23 protein-coding genes are annotated in these 23,099 nt (G+C 72.3%); 14 read left to right on the forward strand and 9 right to left on the reverse strand.

Going from position 1 to position 23,099, the window contains the following annotated elements:
• Nucleotides 1-181: 181 nt before the first annotated feature.
• The gene (locus tag ABGB01_RS13955) at nt 182-2,137 is read left to right on the forward strand and encodes a family 10 glycosylhydrolase (protein ID WP_347773699.1); all 1,956 of its coding nucleotides are present in this window, start codon (nt 182-184) and stop codon (nt 2,135-2,137) included.
• Nucleotides 2,138-2,191: 54 nt separating this feature from the next.
• Nucleotides 2,192-3,352: a histidine kinase gene (locus ABGB01_RS13960; protein WP_347773700.1), complete on the forward strand. Its 1,161-nt coding sequence runs from the start codon at nt 2,192-2,194 to the stop codon at nt 3,350-3,352.
• Nucleotides 3,353-3,395: 43 nt separating this feature from the next.
• Here ABGB01_RS13960 and ABGB01_RS13965 read toward each other — a convergent pair whose 3' ends face one another.
• Both ABGB01_RS13965 and ABGB01_RS13970 read right to left on the reverse strand, forming a co-directional pair.
• Entirely contained in the window at nt 3,396-3,785 is a 390-nt protein-coding gene (locus ABGB01_RS13965; RefSeq protein ID WP_347773701.1) for a YbaB/EbfC family nucleoid-associated protein, read from the reverse strand.
• Nucleotides 3,782-4,174, reverse strand: a complete 393-nt coding sequence (locus tag ABGB01_RS13970) for a YbaB/EbfC family nucleoid-associated protein (protein WP_347773702.1) — start codon at nt 4,172-4,174, stop codon at nt 3,782-3,784. The genes ABGB01_RS13965 and ABGB01_RS13970 overlap by 4 nt, the downstream gene beginning before the upstream one ends.
• 466 nt (nt 4,175-4,640) lie before the next feature.
• On the opposite strand from ABGB01_RS13970, the gene ABGB01_RS13975 reads away from it, so the two are divergent.
• From ABGB01_RS13975 to ABGB01_RS14000, 6 genes are all read left to right on the forward strand, one after another.
• Nucleotides 4,641-4,961 carry a hypothetical protein gene (locus ABGB01_RS13975; protein ID WP_347773703.1) on the forward strand — a complete coding sequence of 107 codons (321 nt, stop codon included), beginning with the start codon at nt 4,641-4,643 and terminating at the stop codon, nt 4,959-4,961.
• Nucleotides 4,952-5,881: a DUF4258 domain-containing protein gene (locus ABGB01_RS13980; protein ID WP_347773704.1), complete on the forward strand. Its 930-nt coding sequence runs from the start codon at nt 4,952-4,954 to the stop codon at nt 5,879-5,881. Before ABGB01_RS13975 ends, ABGB01_RS13980 begins: the two co-directional genes overlap by 10 nt.
• A 5-nt stretch (nt 5,882-5,886) precedes the next feature.
• Nucleotides 5,887-6,129, forward strand: coding sequence for a DUF2283 domain-containing protein (locus ABGB01_RS13985; RefSeq protein WP_347773705.1), 243 nt, complete (start codon nt 5,887-5,889; stop codon nt 6,127-6,129).
• Nucleotides 6,130-6,197: 68 nt separating this feature from the next.
• On the forward strand, nt 6,198-7,706 hold the full coding sequence (locus ABGB01_RS13990; RefSeq protein WP_347773706.1) for a sugar ABC transporter ATP-binding protein: 1,509 nt from the start codon (nt 6,198-6,200) through the stop codon (nt 7,704-7,706).
• On the forward strand, nt 7,696-8,658 hold the full coding sequence (locus ABGB01_RS13995) for an ABC transporter permease (protein ID WP_347773707.1): 963 nt from the start codon (nt 7,696-7,698) through the stop codon (nt 8,656-8,658). Before ABGB01_RS13990 ends, ABGB01_RS13995 begins: the two co-directional genes overlap by 11 nt.
• A 12-nt stretch (nt 8,659-8,670) precedes the next feature.
• Nucleotides 8,671-9,612, forward strand: coding sequence for a D-ribose ABC transporter substrate-binding protein (locus tag ABGB01_RS14000; RefSeq protein WP_347773708.1), 942 nt, complete (start codon nt 8,671-8,673; stop codon nt 9,610-9,612).
• 5 nt (nt 9,613-9,617) lie between these two features.
• Here ABGB01_RS14000 and ABGB01_RS14005 read toward each other — a convergent pair whose 3' ends face one another.
• Both ABGB01_RS14005 and ABGB01_RS14010 read right to left on the reverse strand, forming a co-directional pair.
• Nucleotides 9,618-10,379, reverse strand: coding sequence for an SDR family oxidoreductase (locus ABGB01_RS14005; protein ID WP_347773709.1), 762 nt, complete (start codon nt 10,377-10,379; stop codon nt 9,618-9,620).
• A gap of 19 nt (nt 10,380-10,398) precedes the next feature.
• Entirely contained in the window at nt 10,399-10,980 is a 582-nt protein-coding gene (locus ABGB01_RS14010) for a TetR family transcriptional regulator (RefSeq protein WP_347773710.1), read from the reverse strand.
• 158 nt (nt 10,981-11,138) lie between these two features.
• Here ABGB01_RS14010 and ABGB01_RS14015 point away from each other — a divergent pair, with 158 nt between their 5' ends.
• Together ABGB01_RS14015 and ABGB01_RS14020 are read left to right on the forward strand one after the other, a co-directional pair.
• Nucleotides 11,139-12,719 carry an IucA/IucC family protein gene (locus tag ABGB01_RS14015; RefSeq protein WP_347773711.1) on the forward strand — a complete coding sequence of 527 codons (1,581 nt, stop codon included), beginning with the start codon at nt 11,139-11,141 and terminating at the stop codon, nt 12,717-12,719.
• A 55-nt stretch (nt 12,720-12,774) separates the two neighbouring features.
• Nucleotides 12,775-13,638, forward strand: a complete 864-nt coding sequence (locus ABGB01_RS14020) for an alpha/beta hydrolase (RefSeq protein WP_347773712.1) — start codon at nt 12,775-12,777, stop codon at nt 13,636-13,638.
• Here ABGB01_RS14020 and ABGB01_RS14025 read toward each other — a convergent pair.
• Nucleotides 13,629-14,144: a hypothetical protein gene (locus ABGB01_RS14025; protein ID WP_347773713.1), complete on the reverse strand. Its 516-nt coding sequence runs from the start codon at nt 14,142-14,144 to the stop codon at nt 13,629-13,631. The genes ABGB01_RS14020 and ABGB01_RS14025 overlap by 10 nt on opposite strands.
• Nucleotides 14,145-14,180: 36 nt before the next feature.
• Complete coding sequence (gene rfaE2 / locus ABGB01_RS14030; RefSeq protein WP_347773714.1) at nt 14,181-15,596, reverse strand: D-glycero-beta-D-manno-heptose 1-phosphate adenylyltransferase; 1,416 nt, start codon at nt 15,594-15,596, stop codon at nt 14,181-14,183.
• A 145-nt stretch (nt 15,597-15,741) separates the two neighbouring features.
• On the opposite strand from rfaE2, the gene ABGB01_RS14035 reads away from it, so the two are divergent.
• The 4 genes from ABGB01_RS14035 to ABGB01_RS14050 are packed head-to-tail and all read left to right on the forward strand — an operon-like array spanning nt 15,742 to nt 20,191.
• Entirely contained in the window at nt 15,742-16,812 is a 1,071-nt protein-coding gene (locus ABGB01_RS14035) for a glycosyltransferase family 9 protein (protein WP_347773715.1), read from the forward strand.
• The gene (locus ABGB01_RS14040; RefSeq protein WP_347773716.1) at nt 16,805-17,083 is read left to right on the forward strand and encodes a hypothetical protein; all 279 of its coding nucleotides are present in this window, start codon (nt 16,805-16,807) and stop codon (nt 17,081-17,083) included. The genes ABGB01_RS14035 and ABGB01_RS14040 overlap by 8 nt, the downstream gene beginning before the upstream one ends.
• A 6-nt stretch (nt 17,084-17,089) precedes the next feature.
• Nucleotides 17,090-18,727, forward strand: a complete 1,638-nt coding sequence (locus ABGB01_RS14045; RefSeq protein ID WP_347773717.1) for an IucA/IucC family protein — start codon at nt 17,090-17,092, stop codon at nt 18,725-18,727.
• A 57-nt stretch (nt 18,728-18,784) separates the two neighbouring features.
• On the forward strand, nt 18,785-20,191 hold the full coding sequence (locus ABGB01_RS14050; protein WP_347773718.1) for an NAD(P)/FAD-dependent oxidoreductase: 1,407 nt from the start codon (nt 18,785-18,787) through the stop codon (nt 20,189-20,191).
• A gap of 42 nt (nt 20,192-20,233) precedes the next feature.
• On the opposite strand, the gene ABGB01_RS14055 is transcribed toward ABGB01_RS14050, so the two are convergent.
• The 3 genes from ABGB01_RS14055 to ABGB01_RS14065 all read right to left on the reverse strand — a co-directional run bounded on the left by ABGB01_RS14055 (nt 20,234) and on the right by ABGB01_RS14065 (nt 22,950).
• Nucleotides 20,234-20,671, reverse strand: a complete 438-nt coding sequence (locus tag ABGB01_RS14055; RefSeq protein WP_347773719.1) for an STAS domain-containing protein — start codon at nt 20,669-20,671, stop codon at nt 20,234-20,236.
• Between the two features lie 63 nt (nt 20,672-20,734).
• The gene (locus tag ABGB01_RS14060; protein ID WP_347773720.1) at nt 20,735-21,742 is read right to left on the reverse strand and encodes a hypothetical protein; all 1,008 of its coding nucleotides are present in this window, start codon (nt 21,740-21,742) and stop codon (nt 20,735-20,737) included.
• Nucleotides 21,739-22,950, reverse strand: a complete 1,212-nt coding sequence (locus ABGB01_RS14065) for a hypothetical protein (RefSeq protein WP_347773721.1) — start codon at nt 22,948-22,950, stop codon at nt 21,739-21,741. Before ABGB01_RS14065 ends, ABGB01_RS14060 begins: the two co-directional genes overlap by 4 nt.
• Nucleotides 22,951-23,099: the final 149 nt, after the last annotated feature.

Consider the following 23,099-nt stretch of genomic DNA (forward strand, 5'->3'; position numbering starts at 1 on the left):
TGCTCCTCGTTGGTGGTGACGGGGGCACGGTACGACACCTTCCTGACTAATGTCGATAATTGACATTACTTCCCGGTTAAGTGAAACTTTTCGCCCCACCTTTCCGGGAGACGAAGAGCTCGTGAGATTGGGCCCCTGAAAACTATTGCGCTTTCACCGAGTGGCGCTGAAACTTCCTTTCGTGACCGCGCTCCTGCGTACCGTCCTGGCGGCGCTCACCGCCGCACTCGTCAGCATCGTGGCCCCCGCTCCGACCCCCGAGGCCCAGGCAGCCGCCTGCGCGACCGACCCCGCGACCCCGAAGCGCCAGCTCAGGGCCATGTGGATCTCCTCGGTCGCGAACATCGACTGGCCGAGCCGCACCGGGCTGAGCGTGTCGGCGCAGCAGGCGGAGTTCCGGGCCTGGCTCGACCTGGCCGTACGCAAGCGCATGAACGCCGTGATCGTGCAGATCAGGCCGACGGCCGACGCCTTCTGGCCGTCGCCCCACGAGCCGTGGTCGCAGTGGCTGACCGGCACCCAGGGCCGCGACCCGGGTTACGACCCGCTGGCGTTCATGGTGAACGAGGCACACGCCCGCAACCTGGAGTTCCACGCCTGGTTCAACCCGTACCGGATCGCCAACCACGACGACCCGAGCAGGCTGGTCTCCACGCACCCCGCGCGCAGGAACCCCGGCTGGCGCTTCGCCTACGGCGGCAAGCTCTACTACAACCCGGGCATCCCGGAGGTCCGCGCCTTCATCGAGGACGCGATCATGGACGCCGTCTCCCGCTACGACGTGGACGGCGTGCACCTCGACGACTACTTCTACCCCTATCCGGTGAGCGGCCAGGCCATCCCCGACGCCGCCACGTACGACAGGTACGGCGCCGGGTTCGCCACCGTCGGCGACTGGCGGCGCAACAACGTCAACCTCCTCGTACGCGAGCTCGACCAGCGCATCCACGCCGCCAAGCCGCACGTCTCGTTCGGCATCAGCCCGTTCGGCATCTGGCGCAACGCCGGCACCGACCCGCTCGGCTCGCGCACCTCGGGCCTGCAGTCGTACGACGCGATCTACGCCGACAGCCGCGAATGGGTCAAGCAGGGCTGGGTCGACTACATCTCGCCGCAGATCTACTGGCACATCGGCTTCTCCACCGCCGCGTACGAGGTGCTCACGGCCTGGTGGTCGGACGTCGTACGCGACACCGGCGTGCAGCTCGTCGTCGGCCAGGCCGCCTACCGGGCGGGCGCGTCCGGGGAGGCCGCCGCCTGGCAGGACCCGGCCGAGCTGAGCGACCACCTGCACGACAACAGGAAACATCCCGAAGTGGTCGGCGACGTGTTCTTCAGCGCCAAGGACGTCAAAGCCGACAGGATCGGCGCGTTCACCCGGGTCGTCGACGCCCACTACACCAGGCCCGCGCTCCTGCCCGCGCGCGGCTCGGGCAGCGCGCCGGCCGCGCCGTCGATCACCTCCGCCGCGCGCGCCTCGGACGGCGTCCGGCTGGCCTGGACGGGCTCGGGCACCGCGTACGCGGTCTACCGGGTGGACGGGGCGCGGTCCGCGGCCGACCCGTGCTTCTTCGCCGACGCCCGCAACCTGGTCACGACGACCCGGCAGACCACGTTCACGGACACGACCGCAGGCGGGTCGGCCTACACGTACTACGTGAGCGCGCTCAACCGCACCCACCAGGAAAGCACGCCGAGCGCGGGCCGGGTCGTGGAGGCGGGCGGCGGCACGTTCAGCGTCGTCGTCGACAACGCCGGCTCCAGCTTCACCGCCAGCACGAACTGGGGCACCTCCTCCTACTCCGGGCAGCTGCACGGCACCGACTACCGCTTCGCCGACCCGGTGGCGGCCAGCGACCCCGCCTGGTTCCGGGCGGCCATCCCCAGCGCGGGGACCTACCGGGTCGAGGTGTGGTATCCGTCCGATCCCGGCTACAACAGCGCGGCCCCGTACATCGTGGCGGCCTCGGGCGGCAACCGGACGGTCGTCGTCGACCAGCGCTCGGGGGGCGGGCAGTGGCGGGCGCTCGGGACGTACACGCTGGCGGCCGGCACCTATGACGTGGTCGGCGTGAGCCGCTGGACGTCCGCCACGGGATACGTGATCGCCGACGCGGTCCGCATCACCAGGGCGTGACCGGTCGCGCGCTGAGGGGTGGGCAGGCCAGTCCCGCGACCGTACGATGAGCCGGTGGACGGAGTCCGCCCGCGGCCGATCGACGCGATCGCGGTCATCGTCGCGGCAGGCCTGACCGCGGCGACCGGCTACCAGGGTCTGGCGCTGGCGCTCCTGATGGCGCCGGCGCTGTCGCTGCTCTGGATGCGCAGAGCCCCGCTCACGGTCGCGTGGATCAGCGCGGGCACGGCGCTCGCCCTGCCCGTGCTTCTCGTGTTCGCGGGGCCCGCCGTGGTCCCGCCCGTGGGCGTGCCGCTCTGGCCGCCCACGGCCGCGTTCGCCGCGTACGGCGCGATGGCGTTCGCCAGGAACCGGCCCGGTGATCGGCCCGGTGATCGGCCCGGTGATCGGCCCGGTGATCGGCCCGGTGATCGGCCCGGTGATCCGCACCGCGGGGCCGCGCAGTGGTTGCCGGTGATCGTCCTGGCCCTCGCCGTGCCGGCGCTGCCCCATCAGATGTCCCTCGTCCTGCGTACCGAGACGGTGATCGCGCTCGCGGCCATGTACGGGATGTACACCGCCGCCCAGGCCCGGGTCCGGCGCGGGCAGGCGGAACGGGCCGAGCGGATCGAGCGCGAACGGCTGGCGGGCGAGATGCACGACGTGGTCACCTATCGCGTGAGCCGGATGGTGCTGCAGGCCGGGATGCTGGCCATGAGCGCGCCCGACGAGCGGGTGCGGACGGCGGCCGAGGAGCTGCGGGCGACGGGCTGCGAGGCGCTGGACGAGCTGCGCCACATGGTGGCGCTGCTGCGGCGCACGTCGGGAGAGGGCTTCGACCTGGGGTTGCCGCTGCCCGACCTGCGGCCGCTGATCACCGAGTCGGCCTGCGCGGGGGTGCCCGTCGAGCTGGCGGTGACCGGCACGCCCGCGCCGGTGCCGGGCGTGGTGGGGCGGGCGGCGTACCTGCTGGTGCGGGAGGCCCTGACGAACGTGCGCAAGCACGCGCCCGGCGCGGACGCGCGGGTGCAGGTGAGCTACCGGCCGGGAGCGGTACGGCTGAGCGTGCGCAACACCCCCGGCAGGCCGGACGCCTGGGTCACCGTCAGCGGCCCCGGCATGAGCCTGCTCGACCTGTGTCGGCACGTGGAGCTGGCCGGCGGCACCATGGAGATCGGCCAGGACGCCGACGGCGGCTTCCGCGTCGAGGCGTCCTTCCCCACGTCACGACCGTGATCCGTCAGGCCCGGCCGTCCCCCGCACCACCGGCCGCGACCCGTCAGTCCCAGCCGGCCAGTGCCTGCTCGAGCTCGGCCCGGGCGGCCACGGGGTCGTAGCCGGGGATGGCCTCGCGCAGCACCTCGTCGGTCTGCCGCTCGGCGTCGGCGCACGCCGCACCGATCGCCGCGAGCACCTCGTCGGCCAGGTCTCTGCTGCCCAGCCGCATGGCGCGGGGGTCGAACGTGACGTCGAGGATGCGGCCCTCCTGGTCGACCGACGCCGTCACGTGTCTCGACGGCCCCTTGCCGGTGCCGACGATCTTGTCGAGGTCGTTCTGCGCCGCCTCCATCCGGGCCATGAGCTGATCGCCCTGCCGCACGGGCGCGTCGACGTCATCCTCGTCGCCGAAGGGCTGGTCGAAGCCGTACACGTTCCGCCTCCCGTTCACGAAAGAAGGTCGCGGGCCGCCTGCTCGACCCGGTCGCGGACGAACGTCTCGTCGAGCGGCTTGGGCAGCGCGTCGGCGCGTTCCGATGCCTCGTCCGCTATCTCCCGCGCCTGTCGCGAGGCCTCCTCCTGCGCGGCGCGCAGCACCGCGGTCACCTGCCCGCCGAGCGCCCGTTCGCCCTGCCGCAGCGCCCGCGGGTCGATGCGCAGGCGCGTCACCCTTCCGTGGCCGTCGGCGGCCGCCTCGATCAGCCCGTCCCTGCTCTCCGCCCGGCTCTCCACCTGACCGATCGCGGTCTGCGCGGCCCTGATGCCGCGGATGACCTCCCGGCTCTTCTCGACGTACCGGGCCACGAACTCGGCGTCGTCCTCCGGTGCTGGTGGGCGCATGTCTCACTCCGATGGTCTTGACATCCTCCCGGCCCTGAAGGACCGGGATTCCAGCCGTCGCCGGCCGGCCTTCCTGCTTCACCGCCGGTCGCCCGCCCGAGAGGGAACTCTCGTTGAGGTCTTACACCAGCTCCACAGGCGTTTCACCTCTCCGCAAGCCCTGCGGCGAGGGTGCTTCTGATCGTTCGTCCGGTGGCTTGGTTATCGCCACCGTCGAACACACTACCGAACCGTGCGGTGTCGTGCGGCGTTTTGACACCGGTTCGCCTGGCGGCGAATCGGCTACCCCTGTCCTGCTCCGCAGGAGTCCGATTCCTCCCCCGCCTGAAGGCGGGGGGTTCCTCGGAGGTATCTGAGAGCGAACCGGCGGCCCAGTCTAGCGACACGTGGTGCGCTTTTCACCATGTGCCGAATGTCATGAAAAGTGACTCAATTACGCCAAAGAGTCACAGTACAATTATTTGATATGACGGGAATGGAGATGGACCTGGGAGGAACGGGGCAAGATGCCTCCCTGGTCAGGACCCACGCGGAGGAGCACCACGCCGCTCTCAACCCCCTCGCGCAACGCGGGGACGGCGTCTCCTCCTTCGGGGATGACGGCACGTTCGGCATGTTCATCGGCGCGTACGCCGAGAGCCGTCAGGTGTCGATGGCCGTGCACCAGGGGCTTTCCACGGTGATGCAGGACACCGGCGACGGCATGCACCTTGCGGTCAGGAACGCCGCGGACACCGAGGCCGCGAACGCCGAGGCCTTCAGAGACGCCGGTGCCTCATGGGCATAGCCGTCCCCCCAGAGGTCAGCGGCATGATGCCGATGGTCAGCAACTGGTACACCATCGACGAAGACGACATGCGGACGGAGAGCGCCGCCGCCAGCGCCACGTCCACCCAGGGGCTCACCGCGGCCGCGCAGGGAGAAACAGCGGTACGCGGCGCCGGGCAGCACTACGGCGGCGAGTCCGGCACGGCCCTCCAGGCCCACTGGGACAGGACCGGGCTCAGCGGCGGCCACCTCGAGCAGGCCGCCAACGCGGCGAGGCTGGCACCCGTGGGGCTCGAAGGCGCGGCCAACGTGGTGTCCGGGGTGAAGGTCGCGACCATCATGCAGGCGGCGCACGCCTCGGTCGACGTCGCCCGGCTGCTGGCCCTGGGCGCCGCGGCCGGCGGCACCGCGTTCGCCGTCAGGCGGATCCTCCTGGCCAGGGCCCGCAACCGGATGATCAGGAAAGAGGGCGTGCAGGGCACGGGCAACGTGCTCGGCCAGTTGCTGCGCCGCCGGGTCACCGAACCGGGCCGCCGCATCCTGGACGATCTCAACCGCCTCAACGGCCCCCGCGGAACGCCCGCGCTGGCGGGCACGGGCGGCCGCAGCCTCCCGATGCGCCCGGCAGGACTGCGCTCGCCGTCCGGCCCCCGCTCCGTCCAGGACGGCATGGCCCAGATGGGCCGCAGGAGCGGCAGGGGCAGGGGCAACTCGGGTGGCGACAACAACGGAGGTTTCTTCTCCCGCCACGCAAGGCAGCGCCAGGAAGAGCGCAACGTCTCCCAGCAGGACATCAATGAGACCCTGTCGAAGGGAACCAAGAGGCCCAACCCGAAGAACCCCGGCACGTCCGAGTACGAGAGGGATGACGGGCTGGTGGTGATCCGTAGTGATAACAACTTCAAGGTCATCACTACCTTCTGGAGAAGAAAGAAGTAGCAGGCTTGCGGATCGAATACAACGACGAGAACGACGTCGCCTACATCTACCTCGTCGACCGCATTAACGCCGGCGAGTCGGCGACCCAGATCCCGGTGGAGGCCGACGAGATCCCGGGATACGTCATCCTCGACCTGGACAAGGAGGGCGCCCTGCTGGGGATCGAGATCGTCGGCGCCTCCCGCATCCTGCGCCCCGCGACCCTCTCGGCGGCGCAGAACGACGGGACGGGCCAGGACCTGACCTGAGGTCGCGGGGCCGAGGCCCGCCCCGCCTTCCTGGGTTCGTCGCTCTCCTGAGCGGAAAGGGCTCCTGTGTGAGCCACGAGATTCTCAGGGCCGAGGGGCTGCGGAAGACGTTCCCGGGCGTGGTCGCGCTCGACGGCGTCGACCTGAGCCTGCGCACCGGTGAGGTGCGCGTCCTGCTGGGCGAGAACGGCGCGGGCAAGAGCACGCTGATCAAGATCCTGTCCGGGGCCTACCATCCGGACGGCGGCCGGGTGCTCATGGACGGCAGGCAGGTGCACATCCGCTCGGCGGGCGACGCGCAGCGGCTCGGCATCGCGACCATCTACCAGGAGTTCAACCTCGTCCCGCAGCTCACGGTGGCGGAGAACCTGGCGCTCGGCCGCCCGCCGCGCAGGTTCGGGTTCGTCGACGTCAGGCGTATGGAGCAGCAGGCCGGCACGCTGCTCGAACGGGTCGGCGTGGACGTGGACCCGCGCACGCCGACCGCCAGGCTGGGCATCGCGCGCATGCAGATGGTGGAGATCGCCAAGGCGCTGGCGCTGGACGCCCGTGTCCTGATCATGGACGAGCCGACCGCGGTGCTCACCACGAGCGAGGTGGCAAGGCTGTTCGCGATCGTCAGGCAACTGCGTGACGAGGGCGTGGCCGTCGTGTTCATCACGCACCACCTGGAGGAGATCGCCGACATCGGCGACCGGGTGACCGTGCTGCGTGACGGCAGGTCCGTGGCCGAGGTTCCGGCGAACACCCGGCGGGACGAGCTGGTCGGTCTGATGGTCGGGCGGCCGATCGACCAGCAGTACCCGCGCTCCGCTCCGGATCGGCCGGCCGAGCGGGGGGAGCCGCTGCTGGAGGTGCGCGGGCTGACCCGGCGGGGCGTGTTCGACGGCGTGTCGTTCGAGGTGCGGGCCGGCGAGGTGGTCGGTATGGCGGGGCTCGTGGGGGCGGGCCGCACGGAGGTGGCGCGGGCGGTGTTCGGCGCCGACCGTTACGACGCGGGCCAGGTGTTCGTACGCGGCCGGCGGCTGCCGCCCGGCGACGTGCACGCCGCCATGGAGGCCGGGCTCGGCCTGGTCCCCGAGGACCGCAAGGCCCAGGGCCTGGTGCTCGGCGCGGACGTCGCCGAGAACCTGGGCCTGGTCACCATGCGCGACGCCACGCGGGCCGGGTTCGTGGACCGGCCGGGCCTGCGCAGGACCGCCGCCAGGGTGGCCGAGCAGCTCGGCATCCGGATGACCGGGCTGAGCCAGGAGGTGCGCACGCTCTCCGGCGGCAACCAGCAGAAGGTGGTCATCGGCAAGTGGCTGGCGGCGAACGCGAAGGTGCTCATCCTCGACGAGCCGACGCGCGGCGTCGACGTCGGGGCCAAGGTCGAGATCTACCAGCTGGTCAACGCGCTCACCGCCGCCGGCGACGCGGTGCTCATGATCTCCAGTGACCTGCCGGAGGTGCTCGGGATGAGCGACCGGATCCTCGTCATGGCGCGGGGGCGGCTCGTGGGCGAGCTGCGCGCCACCGAGGCGACGCAGGACGACGTGATGGCGCTCGCGACCATGGAGGCCTCCCATGTCCGCTGACGTGCTCCCCCGCCGCTCGGCGGCCGCCGCGTGGCTGGCCGAGAACGGCGCCGTGGTCGCGCTCGTGGTGCTGGTCGTGGCGCTGTCGCTGCTGTCGGCCGACTTCCTGAGCCTGACGAACCTGCTCAACGTCGGCGTCCAGGCCGCCGTCACGGCGATCCTGGCGTTCGGGTCGACGTTCGTGATCGTGACGGGCGGCATCGACCTGTCCGTCGGGTCCGTCGCGGCGCTGTCGGCGATCTCCCTCGCCTGGACCGCCACCTCGGCCGGGCTGCCGTGGCCGCTGGCCACGCTGGTGTCGCTCGCGGTCGGCGTCGCGTGCGGGCTGGTCAGCGCGGCTCTCATCGCGTACGGCAAGCTGCCGCCGTTCATCGCCACGCTGGCCATGCTCGGCATCGCCCGCGGCCTGGCCCTGGTCGTCTCGGAGGGCAGCCCGATCGCGATGCCCGACGCCGTGTCGGAGCTGGGCGGCACGATCGGGACCTACCTGCCGATTCCCCTGATCGTGATGGTCGTCATGGGCGTGATCGCGGCGGTGATCCTCAATAGGACCTATACGGGCCGCGCCATGTACGCCATCGGCGGCAACGAGGAGGCCGCGCGGCTGTCGGGGATCAAGGTGGGCCGGCAGCTGCTCATCACGTACGCACTGTCCGGGGCTTTCGCCGCGGTGGCCGGGATCGTGCTGGCCAGCCGCCTGGCCTCGGCGCAGCCGCAGGCGGCGGCGGGCTACGAGCTCGACGCGATCGCGGCCGTGGTGATCGGCGGCGCGAGTCTGTCCGGCGGGAAGGGCAGGGCGCTCGGCACGCTCGTCGGGGCGCTCATCCTGGCCGTGTTGCGCAACGGACTGAACCTGCTGTCGGTTTCGGCGTTCTGGCAGCAGGTCGTGATCGGCGTGGTGATCGCGCTCGCGGTCCTCGTCGACACCCTGCGGCGCAGAGGAACCAACTAGGGGGGATACATCATGCGCAGTCCCGCGATCATCATGGCCGCGGCCGTGCTCGGGCTGGCCGCGTGCGGCTCGGGGGGCGGGGGCGGAAGCGGCGGCGGCACCCAGGAGGGCGAGCTGAAGCTCGGCATGTCGGTGTCGACGCTGAACAACCCGTACTTCGTCCAGCTGCGCGACGGCGCGCAGGCCGAGGCGAAGAGGCTCGGGGCCACGCTCACCGTCACCGACGCCCAGAACGACGCGTCCCAGCAGGTGAACCAGGTCCAGAACTTCACCAGCCAGAACATGAAGGCGATCATCATCAACCCGGTCGACTCCGACGCGGCCGCCCCGGCGGTGAAGGCGGCGGAGCGGGTCAACATTCCGGTCGTCGCGGCCGACCGCGGCGTCAACGGCGCCGAGGTGGCGCAGACGGTGGCCTCCGACAACGTGGCGGGCGGCAAGATGGCCGCGCAGGAGCTGGCCAAGCAGCTCGGCGAGAAGGGCGAGGTGGCCGTGCTCCAGGGCACGCCGGGCACGTCCGCCTCGCGCGACCGCGGCCAGGGGTTCACGCAGGGCATCGCGGCGTACCCCAACATCAAGGTCGTCGCCAAGCAGCCGGCCGACTTCGACAGGACCAAGGGGCTGGACGTCATGACCAACCTGATCCAGTCGCATCCTGGCATCACCGGCGTGTTCGCGGAGAACGACGAGATGGCGCTGGGCGCGATCAAGGCGCTGGGGGCCAAGGCCGGGCAGCAGGTCAAGGTGGTCGGCTTCGACGGCACGCCGGACGCGCTGAAGGCCGTGCAGGCCGGCACCATGGCCGCCACCGTCGCACAGCAGCCCAAGCTGCTCGGCCGGCAGGCGGTGGAGGCCGCCGTGCAGGTCACCAAGGGCGAGACGGTGCAGAAGACGGTGGCGGTGCCGGTGAAGGTGGTGACGAAGGAGAACGTGGCGGACTTCCAGACCTCCTGAGCAGGTCAGGCCGTGGCGCCACCGTCGATCACGTGGTCGTGGCCCACGACGAACGACGACTCGGGCGACGACAACCACAGCGCCGCGGCGGCGATCTCCTCGGGGGCCGCGACCCGGCCGATCGGCAGCGCGTCCTTCATGCGGATGTCTCGCTCCTCGGGGGTCTCGCCGGGCCGCGCGGACATGGGCGAGTCGATGGGGCCGGGACTGAGGGCGTTGATGCGTACGCCCTCCGCGATGTATTCGAGGGCCGCCGTGCGCGTCAGGTGGCTCACGGCCGCCTTCGACGCGACATAAGCGCCGGCCCCGGGCAACCGCCAGTGGGCGCCGAGGTTGGAGGCGACGTTGACGATGACGCCACCGCCGTGCGCGCGCATGTGAGCGATCTCGTGCTTCATCGACAGGAACACGCCCTTGAGATTGACCGCCAGCACGTCGTCCCAGACGTCCTCGTCATAGCCGGCCACCGGCGCCAGCGTGCCGAAGATCCCGGCCGCGTTGAACGCCACGTCGAGCCGCCCGAACCGCGTGACGGCCGCCTCCACCATGGCGGCGACCTCGGCGGACCTGGTGACATCGAGCGTGAACGCCCCGGCCCGCCCCCCATCCGCCTCGATCTGCCGCACGACCTCGGCCAGCCGCCCGGGGTCGCGGCCCGCGAGCAACACCGCCGCGCCCTCCCTCGCGTACGCCAGCGCGGCCGCACGGCCGACGACCCCGCTCGCGCCCGTGACGAGCGCGACCTTTCCTGCGAAACGTTCTGCCATTATTCCATACCAATCGTTCTTAAATGTGGATGGCGTTCATCGCCTGATCGACCGCGTCACGCAGCCGCCGGTGCGGATCGGGGTCGGCCCTGCCGAGCACCCTGACGCCCTGCAGCAGCACGAGCAGGAACCTGGCCAGCGCGTGCGGGTCCTTCTCCGCGGGGATCTCGCCCTGGGCCCGCGCCCTGACGAGGGCGGCGGCGATCGCGGTCTCCAGCTCCGCCCAGCTCGCCGCCACCTTCGCCGACATGGCCGCGTCGCGCGCGGCGAACTCCACGGCCGTGTTCACCACCATGCAGCCTCTTCGCAGCTCGTCGGCCAGGCATTCGGCGACGTAGGCGTCGAGGAACGCCCGGATCGCGGGCAGCGCGGGCCCCGGCTGGGCCAGCGGCCCGACGACGTCGCGCTGCGCCAGGTAGCGCTCCAGCGCCCGCAGGTAGAGCTCCCGCTTGCCGCCGAACGTGGCATAGATGCTCGCCCGCGCGACGCCCAGGTGCTCGACGAGGTCGGCCATCGACGTCGCCTCGTAGCCGCGTTCCCAGAAGAGGTCGAGCGCCTTCTGCAACGCGACGTCCGGGTCGAACTCCTTGCTCCTCGCCATGCCTCCAAGCTAGCACATTCAAGAACGATTGGTTCAAATAAGTGAGGTGAGGCTGATAGCCGGTCGTGAGACCCCGCCGCCGGGGCAGGTGCCTGGGGCGGTCCCCGGGTTCCGGGGGCGACAGGGGGATGATGGATGAACGGTAGGAGAAGCTCGCCATGGCAATCACTGACGGCCTCCTCCCGCCGGCCGGGCACGGCGAGGCAGGGGCGGACGCCGACGACCTCGCGGTGACGGCGCTGCTCAACTGCCTGCTGCGCGAGGTGGCCAGGGTCGACGGCCCGCAACCCGGGGCGTACCTGCTCCCCGCGACCGGCCGCGTCCTGCGGGTCCGGAACGGACGCCACCCCGGCAGGCCCGCCCTGCGCACGCCCGGCGGCTGGCGCGAGCTGACGCTGGCCGAGCTGGTCGCGCTGGCCTCCGCCGAGCTGCGCGCCGGCACGGGGGTGGGCAACGACGCGCTGCCCGCCGAGATCCTGCACAGCCGGGACGTCACGGCCGCGCTGCTGGCCGCCAGGCGGAGCGCCGTGCCGCCGGCGGACCCGTACCTGCGCTCGGAGCAGGCCCTGGTGGCGGGCCACCGCTACCATCCCGCGCCCAAGGCGCGCGGCGGGTCGGGACCGGAGGCGTGGCTGCGGTACTCGCCGGAGGCGCACGCGAGCTTCGCCCTGCCGCTGCTCGGCGTCCCCGCCGAGGACCTGGTGGAGGAAGGTGACACCACCGGCCTCGACCTCCTCGGGTTCTCGCCCGCCGGCCCCGGCGGGCTGGTGGCGTTGCCCGCTCACCCCTGGCAGGTGGACTTGCTGGGCGGCCTGCGCGGCGGGCGGCTGCGCCACCTAGGGGTCACGGCGGCCGTGGCCGTGCCGACCGCGTCGATCCGCACGGTGTACCTGCCGGAGGCGGACCTGTTCTGCAAGTTCAGCCTGGACGTGCGGATCACGAACGACGTCCGCCGGCTGTGGCTGCGCGATCTGCGCCGCCTGCCCGTGGTGGCCGACGCGCTGGACCTGGCCTTCGACGACCTGCCCTGCCACCTGCCGCGCCCGGCCGTACTGCGCGACCGGGGCTACCGCAGCGCCCGGCTGGGCTCGGACGGCGGCGAGGGGCTGGCCGTGATCGTCCGCGACGGGCTGCGCGAGCACGTTCGTCCCGGGCTGACGCCACTGCTGTCGGCGGCGATCGCCGAAGGCTTCCCCGGCGACCCGCTCGACGGGCTGGGCGCGGAGCAGGCGTTGGCCTGGTGGGGCGCCTATCTCGACCACGTGGTGCCCCCGCTCCTGCACGCCTACCTGCGCCACGGCGTGGTGCTCGAATGCCACCTGCAGAACGTGCTGATCGCGGTGGACGGGCAGGGCATGCCCGCGCAGGCCGTCTTCCGCGACCACGAGGGCGTCAAGCTGGTCGCGGACCGGCATCCCGCGCTCCGGGACGCGCCGCTGGTGAGCCGTTCCTACGCCTGGGAGCGGCTGGTGTACTGCCTGGTGACCAACCACCTGCGGGAGATCGCCGGCTCGGTCGCGGCCCGCCATCCGAGGCTGCGCGCCGAGCTGTGGGAGCGGGCCAGGGCCGTGTTCGCCGCCGCGGGCAAGGACCACGACGATCCCGGGGAGCTGCGCGACCTGCTGTCGGCTTCGTACGTGCCGGCCAAGGCCAATCTCACGCTGCGCTGGCTGGGCGCCGACGGCGGCGACATGAGGTGCGTGCCCGTCCCCAACCCGTTGAGACTCTTTACGCCATAAGCTATTCTCGCCGAGACAACACTTTACGGCGTATCGAATCAGCGAGGAGCCCCCGATGGCCAAGGCGACGTTGCACGACGGAAACACGATCGACGTGGAGGTGCACGGCTCGGGCCCGGCCCTGCTGCTGCCCGTCGACCCGCGCCCCGTCGAGGGCGAGCAGGCCGACGAGATGCGGAAGTGGGGCGCCGACCCGGCGCTCGGGCGCTCGCTCATCGACGGCCTCGGCGACGCCTTCCAGGTCATCGCCTTCGACTACCAGGGCCACGTCATGGCCACGCCCAAACCCGCCACGCTCACGCCCGCCGCCATCGCGGCCGACCTGGTGGCCGTGGCCGACGCGGCGGGAGCCGAGCGCTTCGCGTACTACGGCTACTCGTGGCTGGCGGTGAGCGGGTTGCAGCTGGCGATCAGGACCAACCGGCTCTCGGCGCTCGTCATGGGCGGCTTCCCCGCGTACGGGGCGCCGTACGCCGAGATGTTGCGGGTGACGAACGCGACGTACGAGATGGCCACCGGGCAGGCGCCCCAGCCCGAGAAGCCAGAGAAGCCGGAGAAGGCCGACACGGGCGACGCGTACGACTGGTCGTCGGCCGAGGTGTCCACGTCCGAGGAGCAGACCCGGCAGTTCGTCACCCTCTACGAGGAGTTGCAGGGGTTCGACGACCGGGCCGTCCGGCTCTCCTGCCCGCGGCTCTGCTTCGCCGGCTCGGCCGACGAGATCCACTACGACGAGCGGTGGGGCGGCACGCACGTCAGCATCGGCGGCACGCTGGCCCGCCACCGGGCCGAGCTCGAAGCCCTCGGCTGGGACGTCCAGGTGCTCGACGGGCTCGACCACATGTCCGCCATGCACTCGGCGACCGTGCTGCCGATCCTGCGCCCGTGGCTGGCCGGGGCGCTCTCGGTTCAGCTCTGAGGCGTGTCCTGGTACGGCCACGGTGAGGCGCCCACCACCGTCCCGTACAACAGGTGGTCGGCCATCAGCGCGATCCGCTCCACGGCGGTGCCCTTCCTGCGGGGCAGGCCGAGGGCGGGCGCGATGGCCGTCTCGAACGCGGCCCAGACCAGCATCCCGTAGACGGGGCCCGCCCACTTGCGGCGGCGCACGGCGCGCGGCAGCAGGCCGAAGACCGCCCCGCCGACCGCCCCGTACGTCCAGTGCACCGCCTCCACCAGGGCCGGACGGCGCGCGACCGGGATCTCGTGGAACATCCGGGGAGCGGTCCGCTCGATCACCGACTCCGGCGGCGTCTTCGCGACCAGCCCGAGTGCGGTGGTGAACTGCCTGGTGCCCGACATCGCCATGGACGCGATCGCGCCGCGGGCGGCGGCCCGCCTGACCGGCCTGCGCCGGGGCTCGGGCCTGCGCCGGGGCTCGGCGCCCGTACGCAGGTCGGGGCGGGCCGGAAGGGTCTGTGCCATGAGCTGCCGTCTACCGAACGGCGGGCCCGTCAAACCTCAGGGCATCGCCCGCATGCGGCCGATGATGGCGGTGGACGACCGGTCGCGGACGTACCCGAGCACGCGCACCTCGCCGCCCAGCGAGCGCACCAGCGGGGCCTCCGTGAGCATCTCGGGGGTGTAGTCGCCGCCCTTGACGTAGATCTCGGGCCGGATCATCCTGAGCAGCCGCTCCGGCGTGTCCTCGTCGAACTCTGTCACGTAGTCGACGTCGTTCAGCGCCGCCAGCACCGCCATGCGGTCCTCGCACGGGTTGACCGGGCGTCCAGGGCCCTTCAGCCGGGCCACCCCGGCGTCGCTGTTGACGGCCACCACGAGCACGTCGCCGAGCCGCCCCGCCTCCTCCAGGTAGGTCACGTGCCCCCGGTGCAGCACGTCGAAGCAGCCGTTGGTGAACACCACCCGCTCGCCCCTGCGCCGGTGCTCGTCCAGCAGCTGGGCGAGGCCCTCCGCCGTCTGGATCGTCCCCTCGTGGCGGCGCAGCGCGCGCATCAGCTCGTGACGGGTGCAGACGGCGGTCCCCTGGCGCCGTACGACGACGCCGGCCGCCGCCTGGCCCGCCTCCGCGGCCTCCTCGGGCGAGGCCCCGCCCGCCAGCCAGAGCGCGAACGCCGCGGTGTAGGTGTCGCCCGCGCCCGTCGCCATGTGCTGCGGCGCGGGCCTGGCGTAGGTCCGGTACGGCGGCAGGCCGCGCCTGTGCAGCAGCGTGCCCTCCCCGTCCAGCGTGGTCACCACGACCCCGGCCCTGGTCAGCTCCAGCAGCCGCTCCGACCGGGCCGCCAGGTACGCCGGCCGGTCGCGGGGCTCCACACCGTCGTCGAGCAGGCGTACGACCTCGGCGAAGTTGGGGAGCACCGCGGCCGGAGCGCACTCCCGCCACGCCGCCACCGCGTGCGCGTCCACCACCAGCAGGGGTGTCCCGGCGAGCGCCCGGCGCACGGCGGGGCTGAACACGCCGCCCCCGTAGTCGCACGCGACGACCACGTCGGCCCCCGCCACGGCGCCGGCCAGCCGCCCGAGCAGCCGCCGCTCCGCGTGGCCGGGGATGCCGTCGAGGTCCTCCTCGTCGTAGCGCGCGGTGAGCTGGCCGCTGGTGACCAGCCGCCGCTTGTGCGCGGTACGCCGCCCCGGCACCGTCTGCAGGTCCGTCCCGACGCCGCGCAGCTGGAGCGAGCGCACCAGGGTCTCGCCGCACTCGTCGTCGCCCACGACGCCGACGAGCCGGACGCGGGCGCCCAGCGCCACCAGGTTGGCGGCGGTGTTGGCGGCGCCGCCCGGCGCGACCACGGTGGTCTCCAGGCTCATCACGGGCACCGGCGCCTCCTGTGCCAGGCGCTTGGCCGAGCCGTACAGCCACGAGTCGAGCATGACGTCGCCGACCACCGCGGCGCTGATGACCCGCTCTGTGCCCATGAGAGGCGCATACCAGCAAAAGGCCAGGTCAAACCCGCGATGGAGTATTTGGCCGGGTGTTACGGGCATGACGTCTCGGGGTAGCCAGGCGGCTATGCACCACCCTTCACATCACGCGCCCGGCAGCCTCCGTACCGGAGGCGCCATGACGGCGCTGGTCGGCGGGGTGGAACGAATCGCGGTGCTGCGGGCCAACGCCCTCGGCGACTTCCTGCTGGCCGTGCCGGCGCTGGAGGCGCTCAAGCGGGCCTACCCCGGCGCGCACCTGACGCTGCTGGGCATGCCGTGGCACGCCGCGTTCCTGGCGGGCCGGCCGGGGCCCGTGGACGACGTGGTGGCGCTGCCACCGATCTCGGGCGTGTCCACGGCCGAGCCGGGGCACGCCGCGCCCGACAAGTTGTGCGAGCGGTTGCGCAGGCGCCGGTTCGACCTGGCGGTGCAGATCCACGGCGGCGGCCGCTACTCCAACCCGTTCGTCCGCGGGCTGGACGCCAGGGTGACCGCGGGGATGCGCGCCCCCGGCGCCGAGCGGCTGGACCGCTGGGTGCCGTACACCGACTACCACCACGAGACGCTGCGCTTCCTGCAGGTCGCCGCGCTGGTCGGCGGGGTCGCGGGCGAGCTGGAGCCGCGGCTGGCGCTCACCGCGGCCGACCGCGCCGAGGCGACGGAGCTGCTCGGCGAGCCGCCGCCGGGGCTGGTGGCCGTGCATCCGGGCGCGCGCGACCCGCGGCGGCGCTGGCCCGTGGAGCGCTTCGCCGAGGTCGCCGACCGGCTGGGCAGGCCGGTCGTGGTGACGGGCACCCGCGAGGAGGAGGACCTGGTGCTGGGCGTGCTCGAGGCGATGCGGCGGCCCGCCGTCGCCGTCGTCGGCGCGCTCGGCATCGGCGGGCTGGCCGCGCTGTACGAGCGCTGCGACCTGCTGGTGTCCAACGACACGGGCCCGCGCCACCTGGCCGCCGCCGTCGGCACGCCCACCGTCGGCGTCTACTGGTGCGGCAACCTCATCAACGCCGGGCCGCTGAGCAGGACCCGGCACCGCCCGCTGATCTCCTGGACCACGGCCTGCCCGCAATGCGGCGCGAGCGGCGTGGACCCGGCCGCGGAGCGCTGCCCGCACGACCGGTCGTGGGTGTGCGACGTCTCGGTCGAGATGGTGATGGAACAGGCGGAGGATCTGCTCGCCGGACCTACAGGAGATGACACCGATGACTGACCACGCCGTGCTCGACGAACTGCAGCAGGCCATCGACGAGGCGTTCCGCGGCCGGGACCGGGTGGCGATGCGGGAGGTGTACTCGGCGGTGTCCGAGCACGTGAACCTGCCCGCCGACCTGCTCACCCACCTCAACGAGCTGCCCGAGGGCGACTACAGCAGGCAGGGGCTCGCCCGGGCCATCAACGAGGTCATCACGCGCAGGGGTGAGCAGGACAGCCTCGGGCTCCTCGACGTGCCCACCGGGGCGGAACCTGGCGCGGGTAGCTAGGAGGACATGACGCGAAACGCGTTGAAGGCGGAGGCCGCGTTCGAGTCGGAGCTGGCTCTCGTGCGTCCGGAGCTCTCCGCGGGCTACGCCGCCGCCCTGCCGGGCGCCCGAGCCGCCGTGCTGGGCCGCCTGTGGCGCAGCCTGCTGTACGAACCCCTGCCCGGCCTCGCACGATCAGCCGGACAGACGGACGGGCCTGCGGGCATCGCGGACGAGCGCCAGGACGGGCAGGTGTGCGTGGCGCTGGTGGACGGGCGGCGGTTGCGGGGGCGGGCGCGGCTGCCGTACGACCTCGAAGGCGAGCCGGCCCTCTGGCTGGACGGCCGGCCGTACACGCACCCCGCCGAACTCCTGGCCGCGCTCGCCCTGCCCGGCACCACCCGGCTGGTGCACGACCTGGACAACAGCGTCGCCTCGCTGGCCCTGTCCCGCGCCGCCACCGCCCGGGCCGGCCCTGACGGCCTGAACACCCCGGAGGACTACGAGCAGAGCGTGGTCGACGGGCATCCTTACCATCCGGGTTGCCGCAACCGCCCCGGCGTCTCCGTGGCCGAGCAGCTCGCGTACATGCCGGAGCACCGCACCACCGTCGCCCTCGACCTGGTCGCGCTGCCCGCCGCCGCGTGCCTGGTGACGGGGCCCTGGCCGGCCTCGCTCATGGACGGCGACCGGCTCCTGCTCCCCCTGCACCCCTGGCAGACCCGCCATGTCCTGCCCGGCCTGGGCCTGCGCCCGTACGCCACGGGGGCGATCCCGGCCCGGCCGTTGACGTCCGTACGCACCCTCGCCCCCGTGGACGGCGGCCCGCACGTGAAGACGGCGTTCAGCACCCGGATGACCTCCAGCGTCAGGGACATCTCCCCCGGTTCCGTGCGCGACTGCGTCCCGCTGTCGCGCCTGCTCGCCACTCTGTCAGGACGGCGGGGCGGCCGTCCCGCCGTCGCCGGCTACCTCGCGGGGGCCGCCGCCAGGGTCGACGGCGAGCACAGCGCGGACGTGTCGGCCATGCTGCGGGAGCCCACACCGCGCGCCGGCGCGGAGACCGTGCTGCCCGTGGCGGCGATCACCCGCGAGATGGTCCGCGACCCCGCCTCGTGGCTGGCGGCGTTCGCCCGCCTGGCGCTGGAGGACATGCTCGGCATGCTCGCCCTGGGCGTCGCGCTGGAGGCGCACGGCCAGAACCTGCTCGTCGCGCTCGACCGTGACGGCCTGCCGTACCGGCTGGTCTACCGGGACCTGGCCGACGTCAGGATCTGCCCCGCCCGGCTCGCCCGCAACGGGATCGAGACCCCGCCCGTCAGCCCCAGGCTGCTCACCGACGACCCGGACGTGCTGCACGGCAAGCTGCTCGGCTCGCTCGTCGGCACCACGTTCGGCAGCCTGGTCGCGCTGCTCGGACGACGTGACCGCGCTACGGAGGCGACGTTGTGGAACGTCGTGGCCGCCGCCGCACGCGAGGCGTTCGACGAGCTGCCCGGCACGCCGGACGCGCGCGCCGACCGCGACGCCGTGTTCGGTACGCACATCACGGTGAAGGCCCACCTGCTCGCCCAGCTCGACGACGCGCCGCCCGGCGACCGGTGGACCACGCTGCCCAACCCGCTGGCCTCTCACCCCGGCGACGGGTCGGGAGGTTCCCGGTAATAGGCGCACGGACGTGAAAGAGTTTTCTCACGTCCGTACGAGTGCTTGGGAGGCAAGGTGGCTGACGAGTTCGACGTCGTCGTGATCGGCGCCGGTCCCGCCGGTGAGAACGTCGTGGACCGGGCCGTGCGCGGCGGTCTGACGGCCGCGATCGTCGAGGAGCGGCTGGCCGGCGGGGAGTGCTCCTACTGGGCGTGCGTGCCGAGCAAGGCGCTGCTGCGGCCGGTCGATCTGGCGGGCGAGGTGGCGCGGGTGCCCGGCCTGGAGCTCGGGCCCATCGACGTGGCGGCGGTGCTGGCCCGTCGTGACGAGACCGTCGGCCATCTCGACGACTCCGGCCAGGTGGGATGGATCGAGGGCGTGCCGGCCGAGTTCGTCCGCGGGCGCGGCAGGCTCGACGGTCCGAGGCGGGTGCGCGTCGCCTTGGCGGACGGAGGCGAGCGGCTGCTGACGGCCCACCAGGCCGTCGTGGTGGCGACGGGCAGCACTCCGGCCGTGCCTCCCGTGCCGGGGCTGGCCGAAGCGAATGCGTGGACCAGCCACGAGGTGACCGCGACCAGCGTGATCCCCGAGCGGCTCGTGGTTCTCGGCGGCGGGGTCGTGGCCTGCGAGATGGCGCAGGCCATGCACGGCCTGGGCACCCGGCAGACCACCCTGCTGGTACGCGGCGAGGGGCTGCTGGGCAGGATGGAGCCGTTCGCCGGGGAGCTGCTCGCCCGGTCCTTCGCGGACGCGGGGATCACCGTGCGCACCGGCACCCAGGTCAGCCGGGTCGAGCGGCCGGAGCCGGGCGGGAAGGTGACGGTTCACCTGCCCGAGGGGCCCGTGCTGGAGGCGGACGAGCTGCTGGTGGCCACGGGACGCCGGCCCGCCGTCCGCGATGTGGGGCTCGGCACGGTGGGCCTGCCCGACAACGTCCCGATCGAGGTCGACGACAGCATGCGGGCGACCGGGGTCTCCGATGGCTGGCTGTACGCCGTGGGCGACGTCAACGGGCGCGCGCTGCTCACGCACATGGGCAAATACCAGGCCAGGGTCTGCGGCGACGTGATCGCCGCGCGGGCCCGCGGTGAGGAGTTGCCCGCGATGCGCGACCTGGCGGGCGGTTACGGCGCGCCGCAGGTGGTGTTCACCGATCCGCAGATCTGCGCGGTCGGCCGTACCGAGGCCGTGGCCCGCGCGGACGGTTTCCGGGTGCGCGTCGTCGACTACGACATGGGCTCGGTCACCGGTGCCTACCTCCTGGGCGACGGCTACCGCGGCCGGGCCAGGGCCGTCGTCGACGAGGACAGGAAGGTGCTGCTCGGCGTCACGTTCGTCGGGCCGGGGGCGGCCGAGTTGCTGCATGCCGCCACGATCGCCGTCACCGCCGAGGTGCCGCTCGACCGGCTGTGGCACGCGGTGCCGTCCTTCCCGACGGTCAGCGAGGTGTGGCTGCGGCTCCTGGAGGCGTACGGGCTCTGAACGTGACCTCTGAGGCGGGCTCCGCCGTCCGCGCGGAGCCGCTCAGCAGTGATCATCTTGCTCGCCGCCTCTGCTGATCACGTTCGGCGAAGTCCGCCCTGGCGACCCGTCCTGCGCCCGCACCATCAGCTCCGCCACGACCTGATCGACGCTGTCGGCCAGCTCCACGTGCGACAGCAGGTCCGTCAGCCGCAGCACCGACAGCAGGTGCTGGTCCGGCTGGACGAGGATGATCCGGCCACCGCTGCGCTCCTCCTCCATCCGCTGCATGGCCATCGCCAGCACCCCGATGACCGACGAGTCGTAGAAGTCCAGGTCGTGCAGGTCGAGCACGAGCACAGGCCCCTGCGACCAGTCCCACACGGACGTGATGCAGGCGCTGAACCTGACCCTGCCGTCGTGGTCGAGCTCACCGCCGGCGCGTATGACCGTGCAGTGCACGTGTCGTGTGGCTTCGATTCGCAATCCGTGCTCGGTCATCCATAAAGACTGCCCTCAGCACGGCGTTTTCACGGATGATCGCGGAATTTCCCGTTGATCCGGTCAGTGCGAGGTGCCTGACTCCAGGGTCGCCAGCACGCCGCGGCCGGAGGCGACGAAGACCAGCAGCGGTGAGGTCGTCGGGCTGGCCAGTTCCAGCTCCGTCACGTTGCCGCAGGGCCGCTGCTCGAACTCGACCGGCTCGCCGTCCCTGACGCTGAGCACCCGCTCCACCCTGGGCGCCGCCGAGCCGAGCAGCTTCTTGGTGGCGTGCCGCAGCCAGCGCAACTCGCTGTTCACCCGCCGCCACGACGCGGGGATGAGGCTGGCCGGCTCGGCCTTGGTACCGAGTCTCAGCGTGACGCGGCCGGTCGCGCCGAAGGTGTCCTTCAGCACGGGGTTGACGACGAACATGCCCGACCGCAGCACGCGTACGCCCTGCCGGTTGAGGTTGGCGAGCCCGCCGGCGCTGATCAGGGTCGACAGCTCGCAGCGGGAGCCGTCGAGCGTGTCCGGGTCGAAGTCCACCTCCGGCGGCTCGTCCAGCACGACCTTGTCGAGGCGCACGCCGGCCACCCCGTCGGGGGCGACGCGCCCGGACACGATGCGGCGCACCTCCTCGCCGACGCCGTCGCCCTCCATGATGTCGAGCGCCTCGATGCAGACGAGGCCGTCGTCGGGGATCTCCTCGGCCGCGAGGTCGAAGGCCACCTTGGCGTGCGACCGCCGGCCTTTCAGCAGGACGCACTGGCGCAGCCGCCCCTGGGAGCGGATCTGCACGAGCCGCGTGAGCGGGCCGCCTGGCACGGGTTTTCCGGTGTGCCAGCCGCTCACCGACCGGTCGTCGGCCGACAACGTCAGCAACACCCGCAGCGGGCGTCCCTGCGCGGCCACCTTGAAACCGGCCAGCCCCGAGGTCTCGAATCTGCCGACGATGTGGCTGCCCCTGTGCAGCCGGTCGGTCACCTGAAGCGAGGGGACCTGCCCGCTGAGCAGGTGCACGGGTGGTATCGCGGGCAGGATCACCTGGTCGAGGTCGGTGTCGGTGTCGGATCCTGTGCTGCTGGTCATCGGATGCTCCTCTCGGGGGTGATGGTGGTGGCCAGCGCTGCCGGGTCGTGGAAGTCGAAACGGGTGAGCACGGGCTCGCGCCGGTCCCACATGCGGGCGACGGCACGGTAGAGGGGGTCGCCGTCGCGCTCGACGTAGCGGAGGTTGACGGCGAGGGCTCGGGCGTAGTCCTCCGCGCCGTGCTCCCAGTGCGGCAGGAGCTGGGTGGGGACGTCGGAGCCGCAGCGGCGCAGCCAGAGCCACAGGCGGGCGCGCTCGCGCTGCTCTGGACCGAGGAACGACTCGCCCTTGGCGTGCCTGCCGATGGCCTCCTCCAGCAGGCCGCGGTGGCCCGCGGGCGAGCGGGCGAGGTAGGTGGCGCCGCAGGCGCTGCCCTCCGACCAGCCGGCCTGGATGACGGGGATGCCGAAGGCGGGCAGGTCGCTGTCCCTGAAGGTGACGCCCACGTCCGTCACGCTCCACAGGATGTTGGTGGACAGGGCGCCGGTCACGCACTTCATCCGGGAATGACCGTTCGCGACGGGGTCGAGGAACAGCCAGTTAGCGGACTCGTCGGACGCGGCGAACTCCGCCGTCGCGTCGTACAGCTCGGTGTCCTGTCCCGGGGTGTGGCCGAACACGGCGATCGTCGGCCGGTCGGCGTCGATGCCCAGGCGGGCGCAGCCGTAGTAGCGGAGCTGGCGGCGCTCGGTGTCCGTACGGAGCTGGTATCCGCTCTTCGCCCGCCAGGCGACCCGCTCGGCCCCGGGCCTGATCGTCTTCCTGTGCGGCCACACGTGCCGCTCGAAGAACGCGCCGACCCTGGCGGGCAGCTCGTCGAAGAAGGAGCACGGGCCCTGGTCGGGGAACATCGTGTACGCCTTCAGCGAGCCGGTGCCGTGGACGTGCACGACCGGGATCTCCCTGGTCACCGAGCGGTCCGCGCGGCTGGTGACGAGCGCGAGGGGCGGCAGCTCCGGCTGGACGTCGCCGGCGGCGCCGAACGCCTCCGCGAGGCGCCGCCATTCGGGGCCGGTCAGCACGACCAGCCGCGCCGAGATCAGGTCGCACACGGCCCTGGCGACCAGCAGCGTGCGCGTCACGACCCGGATGTCGTCGTCGTACGCCTCCGCCACGACGCAGCCGTCACCGCCGGGAATGTCCCCCCAATATGACCTGGCGGCCGAGAGCAGACGGTCGAAGTCCGCGCTATGTCCGACACCACGCATAAGACCCTCCACCAAGGCCAGCAGGAAACGCCCTGGCCGACGTTGCCAGACGGGTGGCCGGGGACCCGCCAGACAACACGCTTCTTTGCCCTCGGCTGGGGGAAATCGGCCGATCACGAGGAGAAAGATCGCCACAGCCCGCACAGGGG

Source organism: Nonomuraea sp. B5E05 (genome assembly GCF_039880665.1).
Taxonomy (GTDB): domain Bacteria; phylum Actinomycetota; class Actinomycetes; order Streptosporangiales; family Streptosporangiaceae; genus Nonomuraea.

What these genes read in the sequence shown, in the direction of transcription:
- ABGB01_RS13970 (WP_347773702.1), bottom strand. Translation starts at nt 4,174, where the DNA reads ATGCGCCCACCAGCACCGGAGGACGACGCCGAGTTCGTGGCCCGGTAC.
- ABGB01_RS13975 (WP_347773703.1), top strand. Translation starts at nt 4,641, where the DNA reads ATGACGGGAATGGAGATGGACCTGGGAGGAACGGGGCAAGATGCCTCC.
- rfaE2 (WP_347773714.1), bottom strand. Translation starts at nt 15,596, where the DNA reads ATGGGCACAGAGCGGGTCATCAGCGCCGCGGTGGTCGGCGACGTCATG.
- ABGB01_RS14005 (WP_347773709.1), bottom strand. Translation starts at nt 10,379, where the DNA reads ATGGCAGAACGTTTCGCAGGAAAGGTCGCGCTCGTCACGGGCGCGAGC.
- ABGB01_RS14045 (WP_347773717.1), top strand. Translation starts at nt 17,090, where the DNA reads ATGACGCGAAACGCGTTGAAGGCGGAGGCCGCGTTCGAGTCGGAGCTG.
- ABGB01_RS14020 (WP_347773712.1), top strand. Translation starts at nt 12,775, where the DNA reads ATGGCCAAGGCGACGTTGCACGACGGAAACACGATCGACGTGGAGGTG.
- ABGB01_RS14060 (WP_347773720.1), bottom strand. Translation starts at nt 21,742, where the DNA reads ATGACCAGCAGCACAGGATCCGACACCGACACCGACCTCGACCAGGTG.
- ABGB01_RS14000 (WP_347773708.1), top strand. Translation starts at nt 8,671, where the DNA reads ATGCGCAGTCCCGCGATCATCATGGCCGCGGCCGTGCTCGGGCTGGCC.
- ABGB01_RS14065 (WP_347773721.1), bottom strand. Translation starts at nt 22,950, where the DNA reads ATGCGTGGTGTCGGACATAGCGCGGACTTCGACCGTCTGCTCTCGGCC.
- ABGB01_RS14015 (WP_347773711.1), top strand. Translation starts at nt 11,139, where the DNA reads ATGGCAATCACTGACGGCCTCCTCCCGCCGGCCGGGCACGGCGAGGCA.
- ABGB01_RS14055 (WP_347773719.1), bottom strand. Translation starts at nt 20,671, where the DNA reads ATGACCGAGCACGGATTGCGAATCGAAGCCACACGACACGTGCACTGC.
- ABGB01_RS14010 (WP_347773710.1), bottom strand. Translation starts at nt 10,980, where the DNA reads ATGGCGAGGAGCAAGGAGTTCGACCCGGACGTCGCGTTGCAGAAGGCG.
- ABGB01_RS13995 (WP_347773707.1), top strand. Translation starts at nt 7,696, where the DNA reads ATGTCCGCTGACGTGCTCCCCCGCCGCTCGGCGGCCGCCGCGTGGCTG.
- ABGB01_RS14025 (WP_347773713.1), bottom strand. Translation starts at nt 14,144, where the DNA reads ATGGCACAGACCCTTCCGGCCCGCCCCGACCTGCGTACGGGCGCCGAG.
- ABGB01_RS14035 (WP_347773715.1), top strand. Translation starts at nt 15,742, where the DNA reads ATGACGGCGCTGGTCGGCGGGGTGGAACGAATCGCGGTGCTGCGGGCC.
- ABGB01_RS13980 (WP_347773704.1), top strand. Translation starts at nt 4,952, where the DNA reads ATGGGCATAGCCGTCCCCCCAGAGGTCAGCGGCATGATGCCGATGGTC.
- ABGB01_RS14040 (WP_347773716.1), top strand. Translation starts at nt 16,805, where the DNA reads ATGACTGACCACGCCGTGCTCGACGAACTGCAGCAGGCCATCGACGAG.